Origin of the sequence: Pseudoalteromonas sp. MEBiC 03485, from assembly GCF_004195145.1 — a bacterium.
Classification (GTDB): Bacteria; Pseudomonadota; Gammaproteobacteria; order Enterobacterales; family Alteromonadaceae; genus Pseudoalteromonas; species Pseudoalteromonas apostichopi.
Window position 1 is genome coordinate 787,845 of the sequence record NZ_SGBT01000001.1, and the last position, 20,929, is coordinate 808,773.

At 41.8% G+C, this 20,929-nt stretch carries 22 protein-coding genes; 14 read left to right on the forward strand and 8 right to left on the reverse strand.

Annotated elements, in window-relative coordinates; all coding sequences use genetic code 11:
- The first annotated feature begins 6 nt into the window (after positions 1 to 6).
- Positions 7 to 843 carry an ammonia-dependent NAD(+) synthetase gene (nadE, locus tag EVU92_RS03690; protein ID WP_130050062.1) on the forward strand — a complete coding sequence of 279 codons (837 nt, stop codon included), beginning with the start codon at positions 7 to 9 and terminating at the stop codon, positions 841 to 843.
- Here the strand turns inward: nadE and EVU92_RS03695 are convergent.
- Complete coding sequence (locus EVU92_RS03695) at positions 840 to 1,634, reverse strand: sulfite exporter TauE/SafE family protein (RefSeq protein ID WP_240701295.1); 795 nt, start codon at positions 1,632 to 1,634, stop codon at positions 840 to 842. The genes nadE and EVU92_RS03695 overlap by 4 nt on opposite strands.
- 305 nt (positions 1,635 to 1,939) lie before the next feature.
- Here EVU92_RS03695 and folM point away from each other — a divergent pair, with 305 nt between their 5' ends.
- From folM to folX, 3 genes are read left to right on the forward strand one after another with little or no spacing between them, the layout of a single operon-like run.
- Positions 1,940 to 2,659 (forward strand): dihydromonapterin reductase, encoded by a 720-nt coding sequence (gene folM, locus EVU92_RS03700; protein WP_130050063.1) that lies wholly within the window; start codon positions 1,940 to 1,942, stop codon positions 2,657 to 2,659.
- 18 nt (positions 2,660 to 2,677) lie between these two features.
- On the forward strand, positions 2,678 to 3,232 hold the full coding sequence (gene folE, locus EVU92_RS03705; protein ID WP_063700628.1) for a GTP cyclohydrolase I FolE: 555 nt from the start codon (positions 2,678 to 2,680) through the stop codon (positions 3,230 to 3,232).
- Between the two features lie 2 nt (positions 3,233 to 3,234).
- Positions 3,235 to 3,594 carry a dihydroneopterin triphosphate 2'-epimerase gene (gene folX / locus EVU92_RS03710; RefSeq protein ID WP_054554637.1) on the forward strand — a complete coding sequence of 120 codons (360 nt, stop codon included), beginning with the start codon at positions 3,235 to 3,237 and terminating at the stop codon, positions 3,592 to 3,594.
- Here folX and EVU92_RS03715 read toward each other — a convergent pair.
- Both EVU92_RS03715 and EVU92_RS03720 read right to left on the reverse strand, forming a co-directional pair.
- Positions 3,591 to 4,025, reverse strand: coding sequence for a YqaA family protein (locus EVU92_RS03715; protein ID WP_130052219.1), 435 nt, complete (start codon positions 4,023 to 4,025; stop codon positions 3,591 to 3,593). The genes folX and EVU92_RS03715 overlap by 4 nt on opposite strands.
- A gap of 57 nt (positions 4,026 to 4,082) precedes the next feature.
- The gene (locus EVU92_RS03720) at positions 4,083 to 4,454 is read right to left on the reverse strand and encodes a DUF4870 domain-containing protein (protein WP_130050064.1); all 372 of its coding nucleotides are present in this window, start codon (positions 4,452 to 4,454) and stop codon (positions 4,083 to 4,085) included.
- 205 nt (positions 4,455 to 4,659) lie between these two features.
- Between EVU92_RS03720 and EVU92_RS03725 the strand changes: the two genes are divergently transcribed.
- From EVU92_RS03725 to EVU92_RS03740, 4 genes are read left to right on the forward strand one after another with little or no spacing between them, the layout of a single operon-like run.
- On the forward strand, positions 4,660 to 5,361 hold the full coding sequence (locus tag EVU92_RS03725; protein WP_130050065.1) for a spondin domain-containing protein: 702 nt from the start codon (positions 4,660 to 4,662) through the stop codon (positions 5,359 to 5,361).
- 9 nt (positions 5,362 to 5,370) lie between these two features.
- On the forward strand, positions 5,371 to 6,099 hold the full coding sequence (locus tag EVU92_RS03730; RefSeq protein WP_130050066.1) for a spondin domain-containing protein: 729 nt from the start codon (positions 5,371 to 5,373) through the stop codon (positions 6,097 to 6,099).
- Between the two features lie 58 nt (positions 6,100 to 6,157).
- On the forward strand, positions 6,158 to 6,883 hold the full coding sequence (locus EVU92_RS03735) for a response regulator transcription factor (RefSeq protein WP_130050067.1): 726 nt from the start codon (positions 6,158 to 6,160) through the stop codon (positions 6,881 to 6,883).
- Entirely contained in the window at positions 6,883 to 8,358 is a 1,476-nt protein-coding gene (locus EVU92_RS03740; RefSeq protein ID WP_130050068.1) for a HAMP domain-containing sensor histidine kinase, read from the forward strand. The genes EVU92_RS03735 and EVU92_RS03740 overlap by 1 nt, the downstream gene beginning before the upstream one ends.
- Positions 8,359 to 8,379: 21 nt before the next feature.
- On the opposite strand, the gene EVU92_RS03745 is transcribed toward EVU92_RS03740, so the two are convergent.
- Positions 8,380 to 10,545 (reverse strand): S9 family peptidase, encoded by a 2,166-nt coding sequence (locus tag EVU92_RS03745; protein ID WP_130050069.1) that lies wholly within the window; start codon positions 10,543 to 10,545, stop codon positions 8,380 to 8,382.
- Positions 10,546 to 10,674: 129 nt separating this feature from the next.
- Entirely contained in the window at positions 10,675 to 14,376 is a 3,702-nt protein-coding gene (locus EVU92_RS03750) for a S8 family serine peptidase (protein ID WP_130050070.1), read from the reverse strand.
- A gap of 248 nt (positions 14,377 to 14,624) precedes the next feature.
- On the opposite strand from EVU92_RS03750, the gene EVU92_RS03755 reads away from it, so the two are divergent.
- Positions 14,625 to 15,095, forward strand: a complete 471-nt coding sequence (locus tag EVU92_RS03755; protein WP_063700612.1) for a DUF2721 domain-containing protein — start codon at positions 14,625 to 14,627, stop codon at positions 15,093 to 15,095.
- A 158-nt stretch (positions 15,096 to 15,253) separates the two neighbouring features.
- On the forward strand, positions 15,254 to 15,706 hold the full coding sequence (locus tag EVU92_RS03760) for a cytochrome c (RefSeq protein ID WP_130050071.1): 453 nt from the start codon (positions 15,254 to 15,256) through the stop codon (positions 15,704 to 15,706).
- Positions 15,707 to 15,767: 61 nt separating this feature from the next.
- Here the strand turns inward: EVU92_RS03760 and EVU92_RS03765 are convergent, their stop codons facing one another.
- Entirely contained in the window at positions 15,768 to 16,418 is a 651-nt protein-coding gene (locus EVU92_RS03765) for a cytochrome b/b6 domain-containing protein (RefSeq protein ID WP_130050072.1), read from the reverse strand.
- Positions 16,419 to 16,569: 151 nt separating this feature from the next.
- Here EVU92_RS03765 and EVU92_RS03770 point away from each other — a divergent pair, with 151 nt between their 5' ends.
- On the forward strand, positions 16,570 to 17,277 hold the full coding sequence (locus tag EVU92_RS03770; protein ID WP_130050073.1) for an AzlC family ABC transporter permease: 708 nt from the start codon (positions 16,570 to 16,572) through the stop codon (positions 17,275 to 17,277).
- Positions 17,274 to 17,573 carry an AzlD domain-containing protein gene (locus EVU92_RS03775; protein ID WP_130050074.1) on the forward strand — a complete coding sequence of 100 codons (300 nt, stop codon included), beginning with the start codon at positions 17,274 to 17,276 and terminating at the stop codon, positions 17,571 to 17,573. The genes EVU92_RS03770 and EVU92_RS03775 overlap by 4 nt, the downstream gene beginning before the upstream one ends.
- Here the strand turns inward: EVU92_RS03775 and EVU92_RS03780 are convergent.
- Complete coding sequence (locus EVU92_RS03780; RefSeq protein WP_130050075.1) at positions 17,570 to 18,724, reverse strand: iron-containing alcohol dehydrogenase; 1,155 nt, start codon at positions 18,722 to 18,724, stop codon at positions 17,570 to 17,572. The genes EVU92_RS03775 and EVU92_RS03780 overlap by 4 nt on opposite strands.
- A gap of 160 nt (positions 18,725 to 18,884) precedes the next feature.
- On the opposite strand from EVU92_RS03780, the gene EVU92_RS03785 reads away from it, so the two are divergent.
- Both EVU92_RS03785 and EVU92_RS03790 read left to right on the forward strand, forming a co-directional pair.
- Positions 18,885 to 19,751, forward strand: coding sequence for a LysR family transcriptional regulator (locus EVU92_RS03785; protein ID WP_130050076.1), 867 nt, complete (start codon positions 18,885 to 18,887; stop codon positions 19,749 to 19,751).
- Positions 19,752 to 19,818: 67 nt separating this feature from the next.
- Positions 19,819 to 20,301, forward strand: coding sequence for a glutathione peroxidase (locus EVU92_RS03790; RefSeq protein ID WP_130050077.1), 483 nt, complete (start codon positions 19,819 to 19,821; stop codon positions 20,299 to 20,301).
- A 52-nt stretch (positions 20,302 to 20,353) separates the two neighbouring features.
- Here the strand turns inward: EVU92_RS03790 and EVU92_RS03795 are convergent, their stop codons facing one another.
- Positions 20,354 to 20,542, reverse strand: coding sequence for a hypothetical protein (locus EVU92_RS03795; protein WP_082389337.1), 189 nt, complete (start codon positions 20,540 to 20,542; stop codon positions 20,354 to 20,356).
- Positions 20,543 to 20,929: the final 387 nt, after the last annotated feature.

Sequence of the window (20,929 nt, forward strand, 5' to 3'; positions counted from 1 at the left end):
TCTACCATGCGTGCCGACATTCTGGCGGAAATGAAAGTCCAACCAACTATTGATGTAAAAGCGGAAATTACCCGTCGCGTTAACTTTCTTAAAAGCCGACTTATTGCTGCGCACTCTCGCTCACTTGTATTAGGGATCAGTGGTGGTGTTGACTCATCAACCTGTGGCCGTTTATGCCAATTAGCTGTTGATGAACTAAACCAAGAGCACAACACCAACGAATATCAATTTATTGCAGTACGCTTACCTTATGGCGTACAAGCAGACGAAGACGAAGCGCAACTCGCGGTTGATTTTATTCAACCGAGTAAGCGTATGACGGTTAATATCAAAGCTGCTGTAGATGGCATGCATGAGCAAGCAATGGCTGCGGTTGTTGGTGGTAATGCTGAATTACCAGAGCAAGCTAAAATCGACTTTATCAAAGGTAATGTAAAAGCGCGCCAACGCATGGTTGCGCAATACGAAATTGCCGGTTTCTGTCAAGGCTTAGTGGTTGGTACCGATCACAGTGCAGAAAACATCACTGGCTTTTACACTAAATTTGGTGACGGAGCGTGTGATTTAGCACCGTTATTTGGTTTATCAAAACGCCAAGTTCGTGCGCTTGCTGAGCACTTAGGTGCGCCAGCTGTACTAGTACATAAAGCCCCAACCGCTGACTTAGAGTGTGACCGCCCAGGCCTTACCGATGAAGAAGCGCTTGGCTTAACTTACGATCAAATTGATGATTTCTTAGAAGGTAAAGATGTCAGCAATGAAGTCGAAGAAAAGCTAACAGCTATTTACTTACGTACTCAGCATAAGCGCCAAGCAATCCCAACGGTTTACGATGCGCTTTAAATAACGATCAATAATTCATAAATAGTAAACGACACTTCTAGGGCAATGAGTAGCAGTAAAAAGCTAATGAGTTGCCCACTTTTCACTCTTGCACACACATAAGCACCTAGCGGTGCGCCCAGCACCACAACAGGAATAGCAGCTAATAGATAGGCTTGAATTTGTGGGTTAATAGTCTCGAGGTAAAAATAATTCATAACACTTGCTACGACAGACGTCACAGCCATAATGATCACTGTGGTTGCCGTTGCACGTTGAATATTCGCGTTATATGCAATAACTAACAGCGCAAAAACAGCAATATCGGCGCCCGACCCAACCAATCCTGATGCAACACCACCAAGCGTAGCTATCAACGCGACTCGCGTTTTATTTACGGTGATCTTTGTCTGGCTACAAATATGCTGAGCTCGCCGATAAATACGCCACGCTAAGGTCAACGCAAAACATAATAATAGTGCGCTAAAGACCGCTTTCACCGCTAACCTTGGTAAGTGATCAGCAATGAAAAATAAACTCAATATAGCGCCGAAAATAGCCATTGGCGTCGCGATTAATACCACTTGTTTGTAATAAGGGATACGGCTAAAAATAATTGTTAAAGCAGCAGCTGTCATACCAAAGCTTTGTATAGCAAGAGAAAACACTTTCGCTGTCGCAGGTTCTATCGCTAATATTTTGGTCATTACCGGAAACGCTACCGCACCGCCTCCCAGAGCAGTGCCACCAGCGACAAATGAGCCAACCGCCATCGTTGCAGCAATACTCAATTGCGTCACAAAATTACTCACTGCATTAGCGGGGCCTTGCAAAAGCAATAAAGTACAATAAACAGCGATAATAAATAGCCATGGTACGGTTCGTAGCCAGCTAAATGATTTAATGACAGCAAGCATAATGAAAAAGAAAAGTATCAAGTATGGCTATTATGCCTGAGACTGAAAACCGGGCAACTGATCTATGATTGCCAGTATTGCGTAGAATGTTTGGCAACATGAATGCAGTAAAGGTGAAATAGTTCTGTAATTTGGTTTATAGTTGTTACAGTTAAATACATTACTTTTCAAATCAAAAATCTAAGGTTTTATATTAGTTTATGTCATCGCCCATTTTAATTACTGGCGCAGGCCAACGTATTGGACTCGCTGTGGCCGAGCACTTTTTAGCGCAAGGGCAAGAAATAATAGTAACTTACCGTACCCGTCATGAAGCGATTGATGTGCTTGCAGGTAAAGGTGCCATTTGTATCCATGCCGATTTTAATAATGACCAAGCTATCGGGCATTTTATTGAAGAATTAAAAACCCATACCAACCAACTCAAAGCAATTATCCATAATGCGTCTAGCTGGGACTGTGAAGCAAATAACCACGATTACGCAGACCTATTTGACAACATGATGCGTATTCACGCCAAAGCGCCCTATTTAATCAATTTAGCAGCCTCTGACTTGCTATTACATTATCAGCAAAACAGTGGCCAAGCCGCAGATATTATTCATTTAACCGATTATGTCGTTGAGAAAGGCAGTCCTAAACACCTAGCTTATGCTGCAAGTAAAGCGGCGCTTGATAATTTAACCAAGTCGTTTGCTGCTAAATTCGCACCTGCCATTAAAGTAAATGCAATTGCGCCTTCGTTGATCATTTTTAACGAACACGACAGCGACGAGTACAAAGCAAAAACATTAAAGAAATCGCTAATGGGCATTGAGCCCGGCTGCGCCGAGATTATTAACAGCGTAGAACTATTACTAAACAGTCACTACATCACAGGTCGTTCTATGCCTGTTGATGGTGGCAGACATTTAAAATAACGAATTACTGAGAAAGCTATGCACGATGATTTAAAAAACAGTTACCAGCAAATAATTAGCGCAGTGGGTGAAGATCCTGCTCGTGAAGGATTACTCGACACACCAAAGCGCGCTGCAAAAGCGATGGAGTATCTGACTAAAGGCTATCGTCAAACATTAGATGAAATCACCAACAATGCGGTATTTACTTCAGATGCCGATGATATGGTATTGATCCAAGACATTGAGCTTTACTCTATGTGTGAACATCACTTACTGCCGTTTGTTGGCCGCTGTCATATTGCTTATATTCCAAACGGTAAAGTACTTGGCTTGTCAAAGTTTGCTCGTATTGTTGACATGTATGCTCGTCGTTTTCAAATTCAAGAACAGCTAACCCACCAAATTGCTAAAGCGGTTGAAGAAGTGACTGGTGCGAAAGGCGTTGGCGTAATTGTTGAAGCAAAGCACATGTGTATGATGATGCGCGGTGTTGAAAAGCAAAACTCGAGTATGCGTACATCAGTTATGTTAGGTAACTTCAGAGCCGATCCAAAAACCCGTAACGAGTTCTTACAACTAGTTAGAGGGTAATGATGGCCAACGCAATTATTAATGTCACTAATCTCAGGCTACGAACCTTTATTGGTTTTAACCCTGAGGAACGTGAGAAAAAACAAGATGTAGTGATTAATTTAGAAATTCATTACCCTGCTGATCAAGCTTGTGAGACTGATGCGGTTGATAAAGCACTAAACTACAAGACCATCACCAAAGAAGTGATCAGCCTTGTCGAAGAAGGCCACTTTTTGCTGTTAGAAAAATTGGTTGCTGAAATTTTAGCAATTTGCCACCAGCATCAAAGTGTTCACTATGCCAAAGTGCGCGTCGATAAACCTCATGCGCTGCGTTTTGCTGATTCAGTATCACTGACCCTTGATTGGCAAAAAAGCTAAAATAGTTTTTCTAGCCCTACCGCAAAGGCAAGCACAGCTAAATAACGTGCGCCTTTGCCTAGGGTTACGAGAAACAAAAAGAGCGAAAACTTAACCCTAAAAATTCCGCCAACAACCGTTAAAGGGTCCCCGACAATAGGCAGCCAAGCAAACAACAAACTGTAAATACCGTACTTATTGAATTGCTTTTCGGCTTTGTCTATCGACTTTTCTGAAACGGGAAACCATTTGCGGTCTTTAAATCGCATGACTTGCGTGCCCAGCCAATAATTCACGCAACTCCCAAGCACATTGCCCAGGGTTGCACTTAGCCATAACAACCAAAGTAGATAGTCACCACTGGCTATCATAGCAGTCATCACTAATTCTGAAGAGCTAGGTAATAAGGTTGCGGAAATAAACGCGCTGAGAAATAACGATAAATAGGCCATAAACATCACATAAAAAAGCTCAGCAAACGGCTGAGCTTTTAATATACCCAAACCACCTTACTTTATAAATTCTATCGCCATTGGGTATTTAACTTCTTTACCATCGTTGGCTTTAATCGCCGATACTACCACCATAATTAATGAGAATAGCGCTACCAATGGTAGCAGAATGACACCAATGACAACAAACATCAGCATGAAGCAGACAATGTAGGCGATCATCATGGTTAATTGAAAGTTTAATGACTTGCGGCCATGCTCTGCAACGAGCGGCATTTCTTCTTTTTTTACAAGCCAAACAATCAAAGGCCCAATTACCGAGCCGAACGGGAAAAGCAAGCCAGCTAAGGCACTTAAGTGACAAAACATTGCCCACATGCGCTGCTCTTTATCTGCCACAATTATTTCAACTTTTTGATTATCATCCATTTTAAATTCCTTGTTATGGGTCTGTTTATTTCTCTACTATAAACCTTAATGACCTTTTACCCTAGCTAAATTGATTAAATTTAAAGCTCTCAACCAACACAAAAGGCTGTAATCAACGTTGTGATAAAAATGTGATAACTTCGTGAAGGTTTCTGGATATTGCTATTCGATACTGATATTGAATCATCAAAAACAGGAATCTAATATGAAAGCTTTACCTTTAACTTTGTTCGCTGCATGCGCAGTAACCAGCCTTGCAAGCCACGCTGCTGAGCTTGATATAAAACTAACTAACCTCACGCAAGGTTTACACTTTACCCCTATTCTCATTACTGCTCATAACAGTGACAACAAACTTTTCAGCGTTGCAATGCCTGCTTCTACAGCCTTACAAACGATGGCTGAGGGCGGCAATCTCGAGCCGTTAATGAGTGAAGCCACAGCCGCAAACAGCGATATGGTTGCCAACCCAGCTGAAGGTTTACTGGCACCAGCAAGCTCAACGATGGCTAGCTTATCCACCAAGGATGGCAATAACTACTTATCTCTAACAGCAATGCTACTGCCTACCAATGATGGCTTTGTAGGTTTAGATAGTTGGATGATCCCAGCAGAAGCTGGTACCTACACTGTTTATCTCAATGCGTATGATGCGGGTACCGAAGCCAATGATGAGCTTGTTGTTGAGGGCTCAGGCATGCCGGGCACGCCAGGCATTCCTGCTGCACCGGGTGGCAATGCGGGTATGAATGGCAGCGGCGTCACCAGTAGCGAAACAAATATGATGGTGCATATTCATCCGGGTAATTTAGGTGACGACGATTTAGAAGCGGGGATGAGCGATCTCGATAACACAGTACACAGATGGTTAAACCCAGTTGCGATGCTAACAGTTACGGTTAAATAGGAGGTTATTATGCGCTTTTCAAAAAGCTTAATTATCCTCGCATTGAGCGCCGGCCTTGCAGCCTGTGGGGATTCAGATAAATCATCAGACAACATGGATGAAGCGCTTGAAGAAATGACAATGGAAATGGGTGAGATGGCGACAAATCATCAATTTATGGTGGAGGTAGTCAACCTCACTGCTGCCCAGCCATTTTCTCCCATTGCTGTGATTGCTCACACAGAAGGCATGCTTTGGCAAATTGGCGAGCCAGCATCTGAAGCTCTTGAAATTATGGCTGAAGGCGGCGATAACAGCGAGCTACTCGCTGCAGAAATGACAATGCAAGCAGCTTCCGACGAAAGCCCATTACCACCTGGGGAGCAAGTCACATTGACCCTGACGACAGGTGAGCTTGATTCATTAAAAATCAGCTTAGCAACCATGTTGGTGAATACAAATGACGCGTTTACCGGTCTTAATGCTATAGACGTGTCTTCGTTAGCGGTTAATGAGTCACTGTCTCGCACTAGTTTTGCCTATGATGCAGGCACAGAAGCTAACTCTGAAGCACAAGGCACGATCCCTGGTCCTGCTGACTCAGGCGAAGGTTACAACGAAATGCGCGACGATACTAACCGTGTTGCAATGCACCCAGGTGTGGTTAGTCAAGATGATGGCCTTGCAAACTCAGTGCTCACTAGCCAGCATAAGTTTGATAACCCGGTTGCTCGGATCAAGATAACGCGGACGCAATAATAATCGCACTCCTTACACCGAGGTCATAAGGATGTGCCTCTGTGATTTGGAGTAAGCAATGCGCCAAGAAAAATTATTAATCGTCGAAGATGATAGAGCAATACGCCAACTTATCAGCACGCAATTACACTGCCTGAACTTACATATTGATGAAGCATCGAGCGCAGAGGCTGCAATAAAGAAGCTTGCCAGTTCGAGCTATGGCTTAGTACTGCTCGATATCAACCTACCACAAATGGATGGCTTGAGCTTATGTCGCAAAATTAAAGAGCACTACCCAAGCATTGCCGTTATTTTACTAACCGCACTCAGTAGTGACATGGACAGAGTGATTGGTCTGGAAATGGGCGCTGATGATTACATTTGCAAACCTTTTTTCGCTAGAGAGTTACAAGCACGAATAAAAACTCAATTACGGCATAGGTCGCAACTGATAGCAGCCCAATCACATCATGAAGACAGCGCTCAAGCGGCAATTCAACTTGGAGAGCTTCACATTGAATTTACCAGCCACCAAGCATTTTTAGCTGATAAGGCAATTAACTTAACCGCTACCGAATTTGATTTACTCGTTTACTTTGCCAAGCACCCAAATCATGTTTTTAGTCGCCAACAGTTACTTGACCAAGTATGGGGTTATCAACACAGCGGCTACGAGCATACAGTCAATTCTCATATAAACCGTTTACGTAGTAAATTTGAGCAGCATCACCCAGCAACCTTTATAGAAACAGTCTGGGGTGTAGGTTATAAACTAAATCCAGGTCAGTTGAGTGCAAGCTAATGAAATCAATGACGCTTTATCAAAAACTTGCTTGGTCATTGGTGCTTATTTTTAGCCTGTTGTGTGCGCTGGTTTTAAATTGGAGCAAGCAATTAGAGCAAAGCTCTGTACACCATGCCCAGCAAAACTTGCACCTCCAACTAGCCGAGCATTTAGTGCACGACAATCCACTGATCAAACAAGGTGTGTATGACTATGATGCGCTAGAAAACCTATTCCACACACTGATGATACTTGGCCCAGCTTTTGAGTTTTATTTTGTAGACCCTGAAGGTCATTTACTGACTTATTCAGCCAAGCCGGGGCAAGTCGTTAGGCAACAAATAAACTTAGGCCCAATACAGAAACTAATTGAAGACCCAACTGCCACACCGATTTATGGTGACGATCCGCGCAGCAAAGATGGCGTAAAAATATTTTCAACTGCGCCGGTTCATAATCAGCAACAGCTGCAAGGCTATTTATACGTGATTATTGGCGGGCAAGATTACGATACAACCCTTAAAAACATTAAAGCCAATGATAACCTTTGGCTTGCCGCTATGTGGTTTGTAGCCGCCTTAGTTGCGCTCTTTATTGCGATGTTGCTGTTATTTCGGTTTTTCACCTTACCACTAAAAAAACTCAATAAAGAGCTTAATAAAATAGAAGCGGCTAACTACAGCCTAACCAAAATGTCATTGGATTCTAGCTACACAGCTCATGATGAAATAGGCAATTTAAGTAAAGGCGTCAACGCCATGCTGGCGCGTATTGATGAGCAGTTTCAGTCATTACAGCAAGCCGATAAACAACGCCGAGAGTTACTCACTCACTTATCACACGATTTACGTACGCCGCTATCTTCACTGCACGGCTTTCTGGAGGTGATCAATAAACCGAATAGCCACTTAAACGAGCCTGAGCAACGTCATTATCTCAACCTTGCAATGGATAATTGCCAGCAACTAAAACAGCTGATTGAGCAAATTTTTGAATTAGCTAATTTAGAATGCGGCCAAGTAAAAATACAATCCGAGACTTTTAATTTGGGCGAGTTGATTTATGATTGTGTAGCAAAGCTTGCTCTAACAGCGCAATCAGCAGGAATTTCACTCAAGGTTATTCCCGAAATTTGCGATTTTACCGTGACGGCAGACATCGCAAAATTAGAGCGGGTGCTTACAAACTTAATCGAAAATGCCATTCGGCACACACCAAATGGCGGTGAAATTGCCGTTAAGGTTAGCCAACAAAGTGATCAGTTATACGTGGCAGTGTCTGATACCGGGGTTGGTATTCATGAGGATGAACTCAATGCGATTTTCGAACCTCACTATCAGGCGCGTAATAGTATAAAACGAGGCTCAACAGGCTTAGGGCTCGCTATTTGCAAGCAACTGCTCACCCTAATGGATAGTGAAATAAACGTAAAAAGTACCTTAGGAAAAGGCAGTGAATTTCGTTTTAATTTAGCTATGCAGGCACCCGCTTAATCACGGATGCCTGTGTTGTTATTATTTTTCGATACCCGCCAAATCGAGCATAAAGGCGTAATATAAAGCGGTATCTTGCAAGCTTTTAAAGCGCCCAGAAGCACCGCCATGCCCTGCTTCCATGTCAGTTTTGAACAGCAACAGGTTATCATCGGTTTTATATTCACGTAGCTTAGCAACCCATTTTGCCGGCTCAAAATACTGCACTTGTGAGTCGTGCAAACCGGTAGTAACTAACATATTTGGGTAAGCCTGCTTCTTTACTTGGTCGTACGGCGAATATGACAGCATGTAATCATAATAGACTTTATCGTTCGGGTTACCCCACTCGTCATACTCATTCGTTGTGAGTGGTAAGCTGGCATCAAGCATAGTTGTAACTACATCAACAAAGGGTACTGCGGCAATCACCCCTTTATATAGCTCAGGCGCTTGATTAACAACAGCCCCCATTAGCAAGCCACCCGCACTGCCACCCATGGCAAAAATATTATCTTTATCAGCATACTTTTGAGCAGCTAGAGACTTAGTCACATCTATAAAATCATTAAAGGTGTTTTGTTTCTTCAGCAACTTGCCGTCTTCGTACCAAGGGCGACCCAGCATTTGCGAGCCACGAATATGCGCAATCGCAAACACAAAACCACGATCAAGCAAACTTAAGCGTGAACTTGAAAAGCTCGGATCCATGGTCGCACCATACGAACCATAACCATATTGCATAAGCGGATTAGAGCCGTCTTTTTTGAACTTGTCTTTACGATAAACAAGGCTAACAGGAACATCGACACCATCTCGGGTAGTCACATAAACTCGCTCAGAGGCATAGTTGTCAGGGTTAAAATCACCTAACACTTTACGCTGTTTAAGCAGTGTTTTTTCGCCACTTTCTAGGTTGATATCGTAGCTGCTGCCTGGCGTCGTCATACTTGAATAGTAAACACGTAAGTTAGGGTTACCTAACTCACGATTACCATAACTAAAGACCATATAAGTTGGGTCATTAAACGCAACGACTTGCTCTTGTTGGTTACGAAGGTCGCGAATAGTGATTCGGGTTTGCCCCATTTCTCGCTCTTCGTAAACCAAATGATTGTTAAATAACTCAATGCCTTCAAGTTTCACGTTATCACGACCAGCAATTATCGTTTGCCATTGTGCTTTATCATGAGCTTTATCGCGATGCACTTTCATCAGTTGGAAGTTAACAGCATTTAAATTAGTAACGATGTAATACCAATCACCTAACTTTTTGATGTCATATTCAAGCCCTGCTTCGCGTTCAATAAAACGTTTTGGCATTGCTTTGACATCATTAGCATCAATAACCGATACACCCGAAGCACTGGTGCTGCCATGACTAATATAGATTTCTTGTTGGTCTTTACTCTTATAAATACTGGTGTAGTAACTGGTGTTTTTCTCTTCGTAAACGAGTTCGTCGTCGGCTTGCGGGGTGCCTAGCGTATGGCGATATACTTGGTAGCCTAACAGCGTTTGTAGGTCTTTTTTGATGTAGTAAAAGGTTTTGTTGTCATTTGCCCAGACTACATCACCTTCCGTGCCTTCAAGGCTTTCTGTGAGCATTTTACCTGTGGTTAAATCTTTTACTTTAATTGTGTAAATACGGCGACTCACAGTGTCTTCACCATAAGCCAGCAAATTGCCATTTGGGCTGACAGCTAAACCTGTTACGGCAAAATAGTCATGATTTTTAGCCAGCTCATTCACATTTAAGATAACCTGCTTATCCTCTCCTTGGCTATCTTTGCTGCGCACATACACTGGGTATTCGTCATCACCGCGCGTTTGTGAGAAGTAGTAATAATCGCCTTTTTTTGTCGGTACGGTATCGTCATCCTTTTCAATACGTCCTTTAAGCTCTTCGAACAAGGTGTTTTGTAGCGTTTGAGTATGTGCCAGCTTGCTTTCAACATACGCATTTTCTGCATTTAAATGGGTAATAACAGCGGCATCTTTGCGCTCATCATCACGCATCCAGTAGTAGTTATCGATACGTGTGTCACCATGAATGGTCATTTCATGAGGTATTTTTTTAGCAAGCGGAGCTACAACCTGAACTTGCTCTGTTATAACGGCTTGCTCTTTATTATCTGGGACTTTATTACACGCTGATAGAACAGCTAAAGAGAGTGCCGCAAGGCAAAGTGAATGGCCAACTTTCATGGGATTCCTGTATTAGTTTTATTATTCTGTCTCCAATATAAGTAAAAAAACGGCAACATATAAGTAGCCTTTGTGAAGCAATGTAAAAAGGGAGCCGAAGCTCCCTTTTATTGTTTACTTATCAAGTAATTACTTTTGCTTACGACGACGCATAAATGCGAACGGTGCAGCAAGTAATGTTAACCATGCTAGTGAACCTGAAGAAGATTTTTTCTTCGCTGGTTCTTCAGCTACAACATCTTCTGCCGGGTCTTGTGTCACTGCAATAGTAATAGTAACCGCTTCTGACATGTTGCCTGCAGAGTCAACCGCAGTTACTGATACTTCGATAGAGGTTGTTTGCTCATAATCGATAGCGCCAGCAACCATTAACTCACCCGCATCACTGATGCTGATGCTATCACTACCTGTCACTTCATATGTTGCGATAGGAGTCAGGTCTGCATCTGGGTCAGTCGCAGTCACAGTGCCAATTACAGTACCTTCCGCAGCGTTTTCTTGAACCGTGAATTCACCAAGCTCAGCATCGATCACAGGGTTAACTTCTTCTGGCTCGTCAGCAACGTTCATTACCTCAACAGTCACCATCGCTGGCTCAGAGATATTGCCTGCAGAATCTACTGCAACAACTTCAAGTTCAATACTCATCATGCCAGCATCGTAGTCAAGCATGTCGCTATTCATAACAACAACATCACCTGATGCAGTCACTGAAACAGCTGTAGAAGTAGAATTAACTACAATATATTCAGCGATTGGGTTAGCAAGCTCAGCACCATAAGTTGCTTCTAGTGAACCAATCACAGTATCTACCGCTGTGTTTTCGTCTACAGAGAATGACGCGTCAGCAAGAACTGGAGCAACGTCAGCATCTTCGCTTGGTGTTGCTGCGAACGCTTTTGAACCTGAGTCAGATAAGATCATGAAGTCTGCACCAGCATTCAATAATGTTGCAGAAGCACCAGGCTCTAATGAGCTAACGACTTCACCAGCTTCATCAACAAGTGCTGCATATACGTCACTTGATGCATCAGTAAATGTATATGTACCCATTGCAACATCACCTTCACCTGATGCAATTGGCGTCCACGTTTCTTCTTCTGTACGGAAACGTACATTTGCAGTCGCTTTACCAATATCATCAGCAGTAAGGCCAAATGCGCCTAGACAGCTTTGCATTGTAAGGTGGTTGTTACCAATAATTTGATAAACATTGTTGAGGTTACCCGAAGAGCTGCCATAGCCGTGAGTAAAGGTAATCGCAGTACCCGGCTCTACATCATAGAACCACTCTAGTTTACCATTTTGCACTGTAACATCGTATGTACCATCTTGGTCAATATCGAAGTCAGCCATGAAACCACCCACGTAAGAGTGTGTAATACCTTCATTCATAACCATCGTGGTTAATGTAACATAGCCGCTATCACAGATATCTGTTGGTACTGCAAATGTTTCAATAGATGCACCCACTAAATCAAAACGTTGGTCTTCATCTACATCATCAGTCATTACAGTAGGAGCAAACACTGGTTCAAGTGCTACCGCACCTGTATTTGTTATCTGATGAGCAACACCATTGTCTGTCATTACAGGCATGAAGCTCATCGCAGCATTTGCTTTTGGTAATACATGGTAAACAAGGTGGAATGCTTCATCGCTACCATCAGAGAAGATTAGCGCACCATCAAGCTCTAGTTTGGTTAAATCAGCCGTTGCATCTTGTGAGCCGATATTATCATCCGTTAATGTCCATTCTGGTAACGTTGCCGGATCAATTGTTGCTGTCACATCAAATGACATAGTTTGACCCGCAGGAACAGTGATTGAATCTGGGTAATCAAGTGAGAATGAACCACGCTCAACGTCATCTGCATAACGTTGTTCAAGAGAAAGTGTGTAAACTTTGTCTTCATTAGAGAAGTTCTTAACTTGAACAGTTTTCGTTAGCTCAACAGTTTCTGATGCACTTACTAAACCAAACGAAAGTGCCGCTTGCTTAGTATCAGCTGCCCACGCAGCTACAGGTAAATTTGCAGCTTTGTTTACATCAACAAGACCCGCACCGATGTAACTAATTGGCGCAAGTTCTGCATCCGGGTTAATTGCTAACGGCTCCATAGTCACATTTAGGTTAGCAGTGTTCATTAACGTCGCTTTGATTTCAAGCGCATTACGCTCTGGTAGCGCTTCTTTTAATAAGCTCACCGCACCTGCTGTGATAGGACCAGAGAATGAAGTACCTGTTGCGCCAGTAAGGCCATCACCTAGACCAGGATGAGCAGTCATGATGTTTACGCCTGGTGCTGTAATTTCAGGTTTTAATAGACCACCCATTGAAGGGCCACGCGATGTGAAGTCTGCAATTGCACCAGATAGAACTAAACGCTCAACTGTTAGGTTGAATGTACCACCCGCTTTTAAAGCAGTACCCGCTGCAAACGTTACACCTATTGAAGGTATAGTAACAGCAGGATCTGAACCACCCATAGGTGCTGGCGTGCCATCATCAGTGTTGTTTGCAATAATAACAAACTCAGCGCCTTTAGCTTGTGCAGCTAATACCTTAACTGTAAATGCACATGCACCACGGTCGATGATAACGCCTTTACCTGTGAAATCTACGTCATCAGCAAACGCTTCACACGCTGTCTGGTTTGCATCTGGGTAAACAAGATCCAAGTTTTCATTAGTGTAGCTAAATGCAGTTTGCGGACCAAAGCTTGCAGGCTGAACAATTGCTTCTTCGCCATTAATTGTACCGCTACCAATTGACTCTTCACCGGTAGGGTGAGTCATCGCACCTACTGAAAGTGCGTTCTCAGTGGTACTTGGGCCACCAACGATGAAAGGATATGCACCGTCATTACCTGCTGAAATTACAACGTTTGTGCCAAGCTTAACAGCTTGGTTGATGAATAGACCAACAGCATCATTGGCAATATCACCGTAGTCACCACCTAAAGACATGTTAATTACATCAACACGGTCGCTAATGTCACCATTACCATCAGGGTCCATTGCGCTTTCAAGCGCGAGAAGTTGTGCAAGACCAGGACAACCACTGTTACATACAGAGTAAACGAATAGATCTACGTTTGGCGCAATACCGTTAACAGAGTGAGAAACGTGTGTACCGTGGTTAGTTGTCACATCAATTGGATCGTTATCATAATTGATGTAGTCATAACCGCCTAATACTTTACCTTGTGGCCAATCTACAGAAGCAGGATCAGCAATTGCAGCAGCATAAGCTTCATCAGTACCCGCACCACCAAAGGCTTTATGGGTGTAATCGATACCCGTATCAAGAACAGCAACACGAACACCTTCACCTGTCGCTAATCCATTAGATACTAATGGAGTCGCTTCAATATAGTCAGCGCTGTCAGCAACATGCAATTCATAATCGTATACTGGGTAAATACCCTCTACTTGAGAGTTTGATAATAACTTAGCAACATCTTGCTTGTTACCATTAACTACGATTGAGCTTACTAGTGTTGATGTTTTTGCAACAACCTCAAGTGGTAAGTCCATGCTATTAATAGCTTGTTCTACGCTTGCTTGCGCTACTTTTGCTTGTGCTTGAACAGAGGCTACATCAACACCCATTGTTTTAGCATTAATTGATGCTGGAGCATTTAACTTAACTAGCCAACTAGTCGCTTCACTGCGTACTTTTTGTTCTTTTTTTGTTACCGCACTCGCTTTAATTAACTTTTTACCAGCAAGATTATACTTAGAAAAATCATTGGCTTGTGCACTAGCGCACATAGCACTCGTTACAGCCAAAGCAACTGCAGTTCTTTTTATTAGATTTTTAGACATGGGTTCCCCTGGGATATGTTATGTTATCGTCTAAATAGTGATTGAAACAAAGTTTCAGCACCAATATAAATCGGAAACATAAGCAAGAACAACATTACAGTTACAAAACAATTACATTTTTTACAACACAAAGCACGCTTAAAGCTTTAACTAACTGTTTGTTAAGTACTTTATTATGATTTTTTGAGTTGTAAATATTTGTAAATGAATATGATGTATTGAGTTTTGATAAAGTAGAGTACTGTCAGATGAATTCAGAAGTAATCAACATTCTTACCATGGCAAAAGTAATTCAAACAGCGGTTGCACCGGTCTTTTTAATTACAGGTATTGCAGCAACGTTAGGAGTACTTTCCAACCGCTTAGCGCGTATTACCGATCGAGCGAGACAGTTAGAACGTAAGCTTAAAGTCAGTACCGATGAAGACTTCAATAAGTCACTAACAACAGAACTAAGGGCATTGTTGAAACGCTCACGCTGCATCCATATCGCGTTTAGTTTAAGCGTGCTCAGTGCCTTATTAGTGTGCGCTGTGGTTATGTGTCTATTTTTATCACATATCCAATCAATTAACTTGAGTGTGACAATTGCAAGCTGCTTTGTCGCTGCTATGGCACTGTTAATCTGTGGCTTTTTATCTTTACTAGGCGAGGTTTTCTTAGCAACGAGAAGCATGCGCCGAGGTATGATCTTCGCCGATATTGATATAAATGATTAGGCCGTATTGACCTTTTGTGATTAATTTTAATCAACAAAGGTAAACACGCCCTAAATTAAACTTAAGTTAAGATTAACCGCAATACACTTGAATAATACACTAAGCTAAGATACAAACTCAGTTAGTTTATCTTTATGACACCTTAAGGGGCAAAAGGAATGAAATTAAAACAATTAGTATTAGGTGCTATGCTATCGACAATGGCGCTAAGTGCATCTGCAAACTCAGTTTTTGAAGAACCAAGCGATGCAATTGAGTACCGTCAGGCTGCATTTTCAATGATCCGTGTGCAAATTGGCGATATGGGCGATATGTTAAAAGGAAAAGTACCTTTTGATGCAGAACGTTTTCAAAAGCGTGCAAACAATGCAGCAGCGCTATCAAAAATGCCTTGGGAAGCTTTTGTAGCGGGTTCTGATAAAGGTGATACTTCTGCGCTTGCAGCTGTTTGGAGCGACAACGAAACCTTTATGAAAAAAGCGGTTGCTTTCCAGCAATACGCCGATGAATTAGCTGTCGCAGCACAAAGTGGCGATAAAAAAGTTATTGGTAAAGCATTCGGCGCATGGGCTAAAGGCTGTAAAGATTGCCATAAGTCTTTCAAAGACTAGTCTAGTAATAATTTAAACTAAAAAGGCGCTAAGAAGCGCCTTTTTAATGCCTTATAGCAACTTACCCAAGTAAATAGCTGAGCGGTTCAGCACCCCAAGTCGTAAATAACACCACTAAACACACTGCAAAGATAATAAAAGCAATCACTGGTGATTTAGTAACTGGCTCAGTGATTGAGACTTGCTCGCTATTTCCGGTCAACATAGGTTTCACTAAGTTTTTACCCTTAATACGGTAAATAACAATCGCCAAAACGTGCAGCACAATTGCGTACAACAAAATATCAAAATTTAAATGATGTAACCAACCCGCAAACTCTACAGTATCTGAAGAAACATGCTCTACTAGAGGGCCATCCGTTAAAATATCGTCACTGGTCATTAGACCCGAAGTTAACTGCACGATGAGTAAAGCAAAAAAGGCTATCACCATATAACTACCCGCAGCACCATGACCCGCTTTGTGCTCATTGCTTGTAAACGACTTAATAGCAGCAACAGGAGAATGAATGAGCGCAGAGAGCTTCGCCGTTTGACTACCAATAAAACCCCAAATAATACGTGTGATAATAAGCGCCAAGGTAAAGTAGCCTGCAGCAAAATGCAGCTCCAACATACCTTCTTCAGCACTAAAATAGAGTGTTGCGATGGCCGCAACTAATAACCAATGGAAGCTTCTTATAAAGCCATCCCAAACTTTAACTTTAGACATTGTAACTTTCCCTTTAAAAGACGCTAATGACTTGCAGACAGAAATTTCAATAACGGGTTCGGCTATACATTATTACAAACTTCAGTTATTTTGACACACCTCTATTTCAGCTGTTTTGATCTGAGCCATAACAACAAACATGAGCGATAAGATGCATAATTCAACATTAAGAGCCTTACTAAAAGGGTTTTTCGACATGCTTCCTTTATGTCTTGCGGTGTTACCTTGGGGGATTTTATGTGGTTCTTTAGCCGTTCAAAATGGTTTTAGTGCTTTTGAAACACAAGCTATGTCGCTATTGGTATTTGCTGGTTCTGCTCAGCTCGTCGCAATTGAGTTAATGGCTGGAAATACCCCGCTATTAACAATTTTGTTTACCACACTCATTATTAGCTCGCGGCACTTTTTGTATGGTTTAGCTATTCGTCACAAAGTCATAGACCAGCCGTTTCGTTGGCGACTTCCAGTTAGCTTTGTACTTACTGATGAATTGTTTGCTTTTTCGCATCATCACAGAGCGTATAGAACGAAAGTGCGCTTGATTTACGCGCTAAGTGCCGGGTTTAGCTTTTATATTGCTTGGAATATATGGACTCTGCTTGGTATCGTCGCAGGTAGCTTACTACCTGATTTAACGCACCTGGGGCTTGATTTTGCTATCGCTGCTACTTTTATTGCTTTAGTTATTCCTGGTGTAAAAAACCTAGCGACACTAGCTACTGTGATCACAGCAGGTGTTGTTGCAACACTATTAAAAAGTCAGGGCTTTCAACTTTGGCTTGTCACAGCAGCCCTTATTGCCATGACTGTCGGTTACCTAATTAGTCGCTGGCAAGCAAAAGAGGAGCATACACAATGATGACCACTATTTTATTGATGGCGTGTATCACCTTCTTCACACGTTACTTATTTTTGCACCGCGCATTACCCTTTAAAGTTGGCCCGAAAATGCAGCAATTTTTAAGTTTTAGCGCCCCAGCAGTACTTACCGCGATTTGGGTACCCATTGTGTTTATTAATGACGAAGGGATAAATTTAGATTGGCAAAATCCCTACCTAAGTGCTGCAGTAGTATCTGTTATAGTGGCTTATAGAACACATAACATTTACTACACAACACTAGCAGGGATGGGATTATTTATAATCTTAAGTTAAACACTGGCAAGTAAAATTGCGTGGCTTTTCTCAAGTGTAACTTGCTCACGCTCACCTAGAGCCGTCATACCGTGGCGTTCCAGCTGAGCGACAAGTTTATCTGCGACACTTTCATCGAGCTTATAGTCGCTTAAACGAGTTGGCATTTTAACACTATGGAAAAATGCTTCTGTCGCAGCAATTGCGCTATCAATAGCCGCATCTTCATCGCTGATATCAAGGCCTAATACTCGCTCAGCATATTGTAATAACTTGCCACGCTTGGTGTCTTTTTGTTCAGCCATCATACGAGGTAATACAATCGCTAATGTTTGTGCATGGTCCAAACCGTACACCGCGGTCATTTCATGACCAATCATATGAGTCGCCCAGTCTTGTGGCACACCAGCACCAATCAAACCATTAAGTGCCATAGTCGCTGACCACATAATATTCGCGCGTACTTGATAGTTATCTGGCTCAGAGAATGCCTTCGGACCTTCTTCAATAAGGGTCATTAAAATCCCCTCAGCAAAGCGGTCTTGTAATTTGGCACCGACATCATAAGTAAGGTATTGCTCCATTGTGTGCACAAACGCATCAACAATCCCATTAGTTACCTGACGCTCAGGCAATGAGAATGTCACCGCGGGATCTAAGACAGCAAAGCGAGGGCGCACAAACTCACTTGCAAACGGCAACTTATCTTGAGTATCTAAGTTTGATACCACACTGAAAGTGTTTGATTCAGAACCTGTTGCAGGCAGTGTTAGAACAACGCCCAGTGCCACTGCTGATTTCACTTCAGCACCTTTTGCTAAAATATCCCATGGTTCGCCAGCAAACTCAGCCGCAGCAGCAATAAATTTACTTCCGTCCACGACAGAGCCACCGCCGACAGCAAGGATATAGTCAATTTGCTGCTCTTTAACTAGCTCTACAGCTTTCATGCATGTTTGGTAGCTTGGATTTGGCTCAATTCCCGCAAATTCAAACCAAGTATGTTCAATCAATGCGGCTTTAACTTGATCATAAACGCCATTTTTCTTAATGCTGCCGCCACCATAAGTAACAAGTACCTTGGCATTCTTTGGGATCTCGTTTTGAATTTCTTTAATTTGCTGCTCACCAAAATGAATTTTGGTTGGATTCTCAAAGCTAAAATTTAACATGCTTACTCCCTTATATTTGTGAGTATTAATCAGTGACACAACTATTGTATTTATTTTTATACAGGGATAAAGGGAGCAAATAAATAATCACTTTTGCAGACATGCAATAATAAACCACTTAAACTGCTTTAAATTTACTGAAAAACTTAGGGTAAAGATAATGTGGCAAGGCTTAGAGGAATTTTTATATGTTGTTGAGCACGGCAGTTTTACACACGCAGCTAAAGCTATGGAAGTATCAACTTCACATATCAGTCGGCAAGTACAACAACTTGAAAATCGTTTAGGTTCTGTGCTATTTCAGCGCACCACTCGTAAAATTAGTCTCACTGATGCAGGGCGTGAATACGCTGTTAAGTTAAAAGCTATACGCCAAGAGTTAATTGATGCAAACAATCAATTACAAGGTGAGCAGCGCCAACCAAAAGGACTAATAAGAATAACGGGTGCGGGCGAGTTTGTAGCTAACCAAATCGCCCCCAAAGTCGCAGAATTTGTAAAACGCTACCCTGAGGTAGAGGTCGATCTCGACTTTAATAGTCGCAATGTCAACTTAGTTGAAGAAGGCTTTGATTTAGCCATTCGCTTTGGCAGGATGCAAGACTCAAACTTAATTGCACGCCCTTTATGTAAGCGCGTCATGACCCTCGTTGCTAGCCCTGAATACATAGCCAGTCACCCTTCTCTTAAAACGCCTTATGACCTTGCTGAGCATAACTGCTTAATTACCATGCGAAAGCGCTGGCGATTTAATATTGACGATCAAATTAAAGAAGTTCGTATCGATGGTAATTGGCGTAGCAACCACCCGCAGGCTATTTTAAATGCCGCAGTAGCAGGAGTTGGCATTGCCCATTTAGCGTTAGATATCGTGGAACCTTTTTTAAATAATGGGCAATTAGTAAGCATTCTTGAAGAGTTTCAGGTTGGCGATAACGCATCTTGGTTAGTCTACCCAAGAAAAGATCTATTACCGTTTCGTGTACGTTTACTAATAGAACATTTAACCAATGCATTTGCTGATTAATATTTGCTCTTTTAGAAATATGACAAGCAAGTTAGAATCAGTGTAACAATAATAAAAAGTTATCATTATGAACGAATTTCACCAACTCTCTGCCACCAGCCTACAAGGCCAAACTGTCGATTTTTCTGATTTTGAAAATAAGGTCGTACTTGTTGTAAATACAGCGAGTAAATGCGGTTTCACCCCGCAATACGAAGGCTTACAAGTACTTCATGATAAGTACCATGAACAAGGCTTGGTAATAATTGGCTTTCCATGTAATCAATTTGGTAAACAAGAACCTGGTGATGCTAAAGAAATAAAAGAAGGCTGCTTAATTAACTATGGTGTGAGCTTTTTGATGATGAGTAAGGTTGACGTAAATGGCGAGCATGCTCACCCTGTGTTTAGATATCTAAAATCAGAGCTGCCTGGTTTTATTACCCGCAAAATAAAATGGAACTTCACCAAATTTTTAATTGGTAAAGACGGCAAAGCAATTAAACGATACGCGCCACTTACAAAACCTGAGCAGTTCGAATCAGACATTCTTGCCGCTTTGAGCAAGTAATAAGGCCTTAAAGCAATAAAGAGGCAAATAGCCTCTTTATTTAAATTTATGCTTAGTCGTTCAAGTACTCATCAAAGTCGTCATCGCCTAAGTTTCTACGCAAGCGTTTTTGTTCAAGATAGTCTTCCAACTTCTTCTTAACGCGTTGCTTTTTCTTGTCGTGTTGATTACGCCCGACCATTTCGTACTCGTCTTCAACAAAATCGTCATCTAGCGCGTCATAACTAAATGTCTTACCCACAACCCACTCCATAAAGTGTTTGAGACCAATTCTTGAGATTAAAATTTGCTCGATGAATTGGCAAAGATTAAAAAGCTCAGTAGTTATTTAGTATCTAAAAAACCACCAAAATAAAGCCATACACCCATGCTAAATAGGTCATATGTCAATATTGTGAATAAATAGCGCTAAATTTGATTTCTGAAAAGTGAGAGTTTTTTATCGTTTCGATAAAAGTCATTTATGCATGTGTATTTTTTAGTTAATTTGACTAAAAAATGGTTAAAAAATTATTCCGTGCACTTCCAATAAAAACCCTAAAACACCATAAGCCAATGAAATAAATGAATTTATAATATTTGGCATCCTATTTGATTATATTTTTATGTCATTTCAAACAGGAAAGAA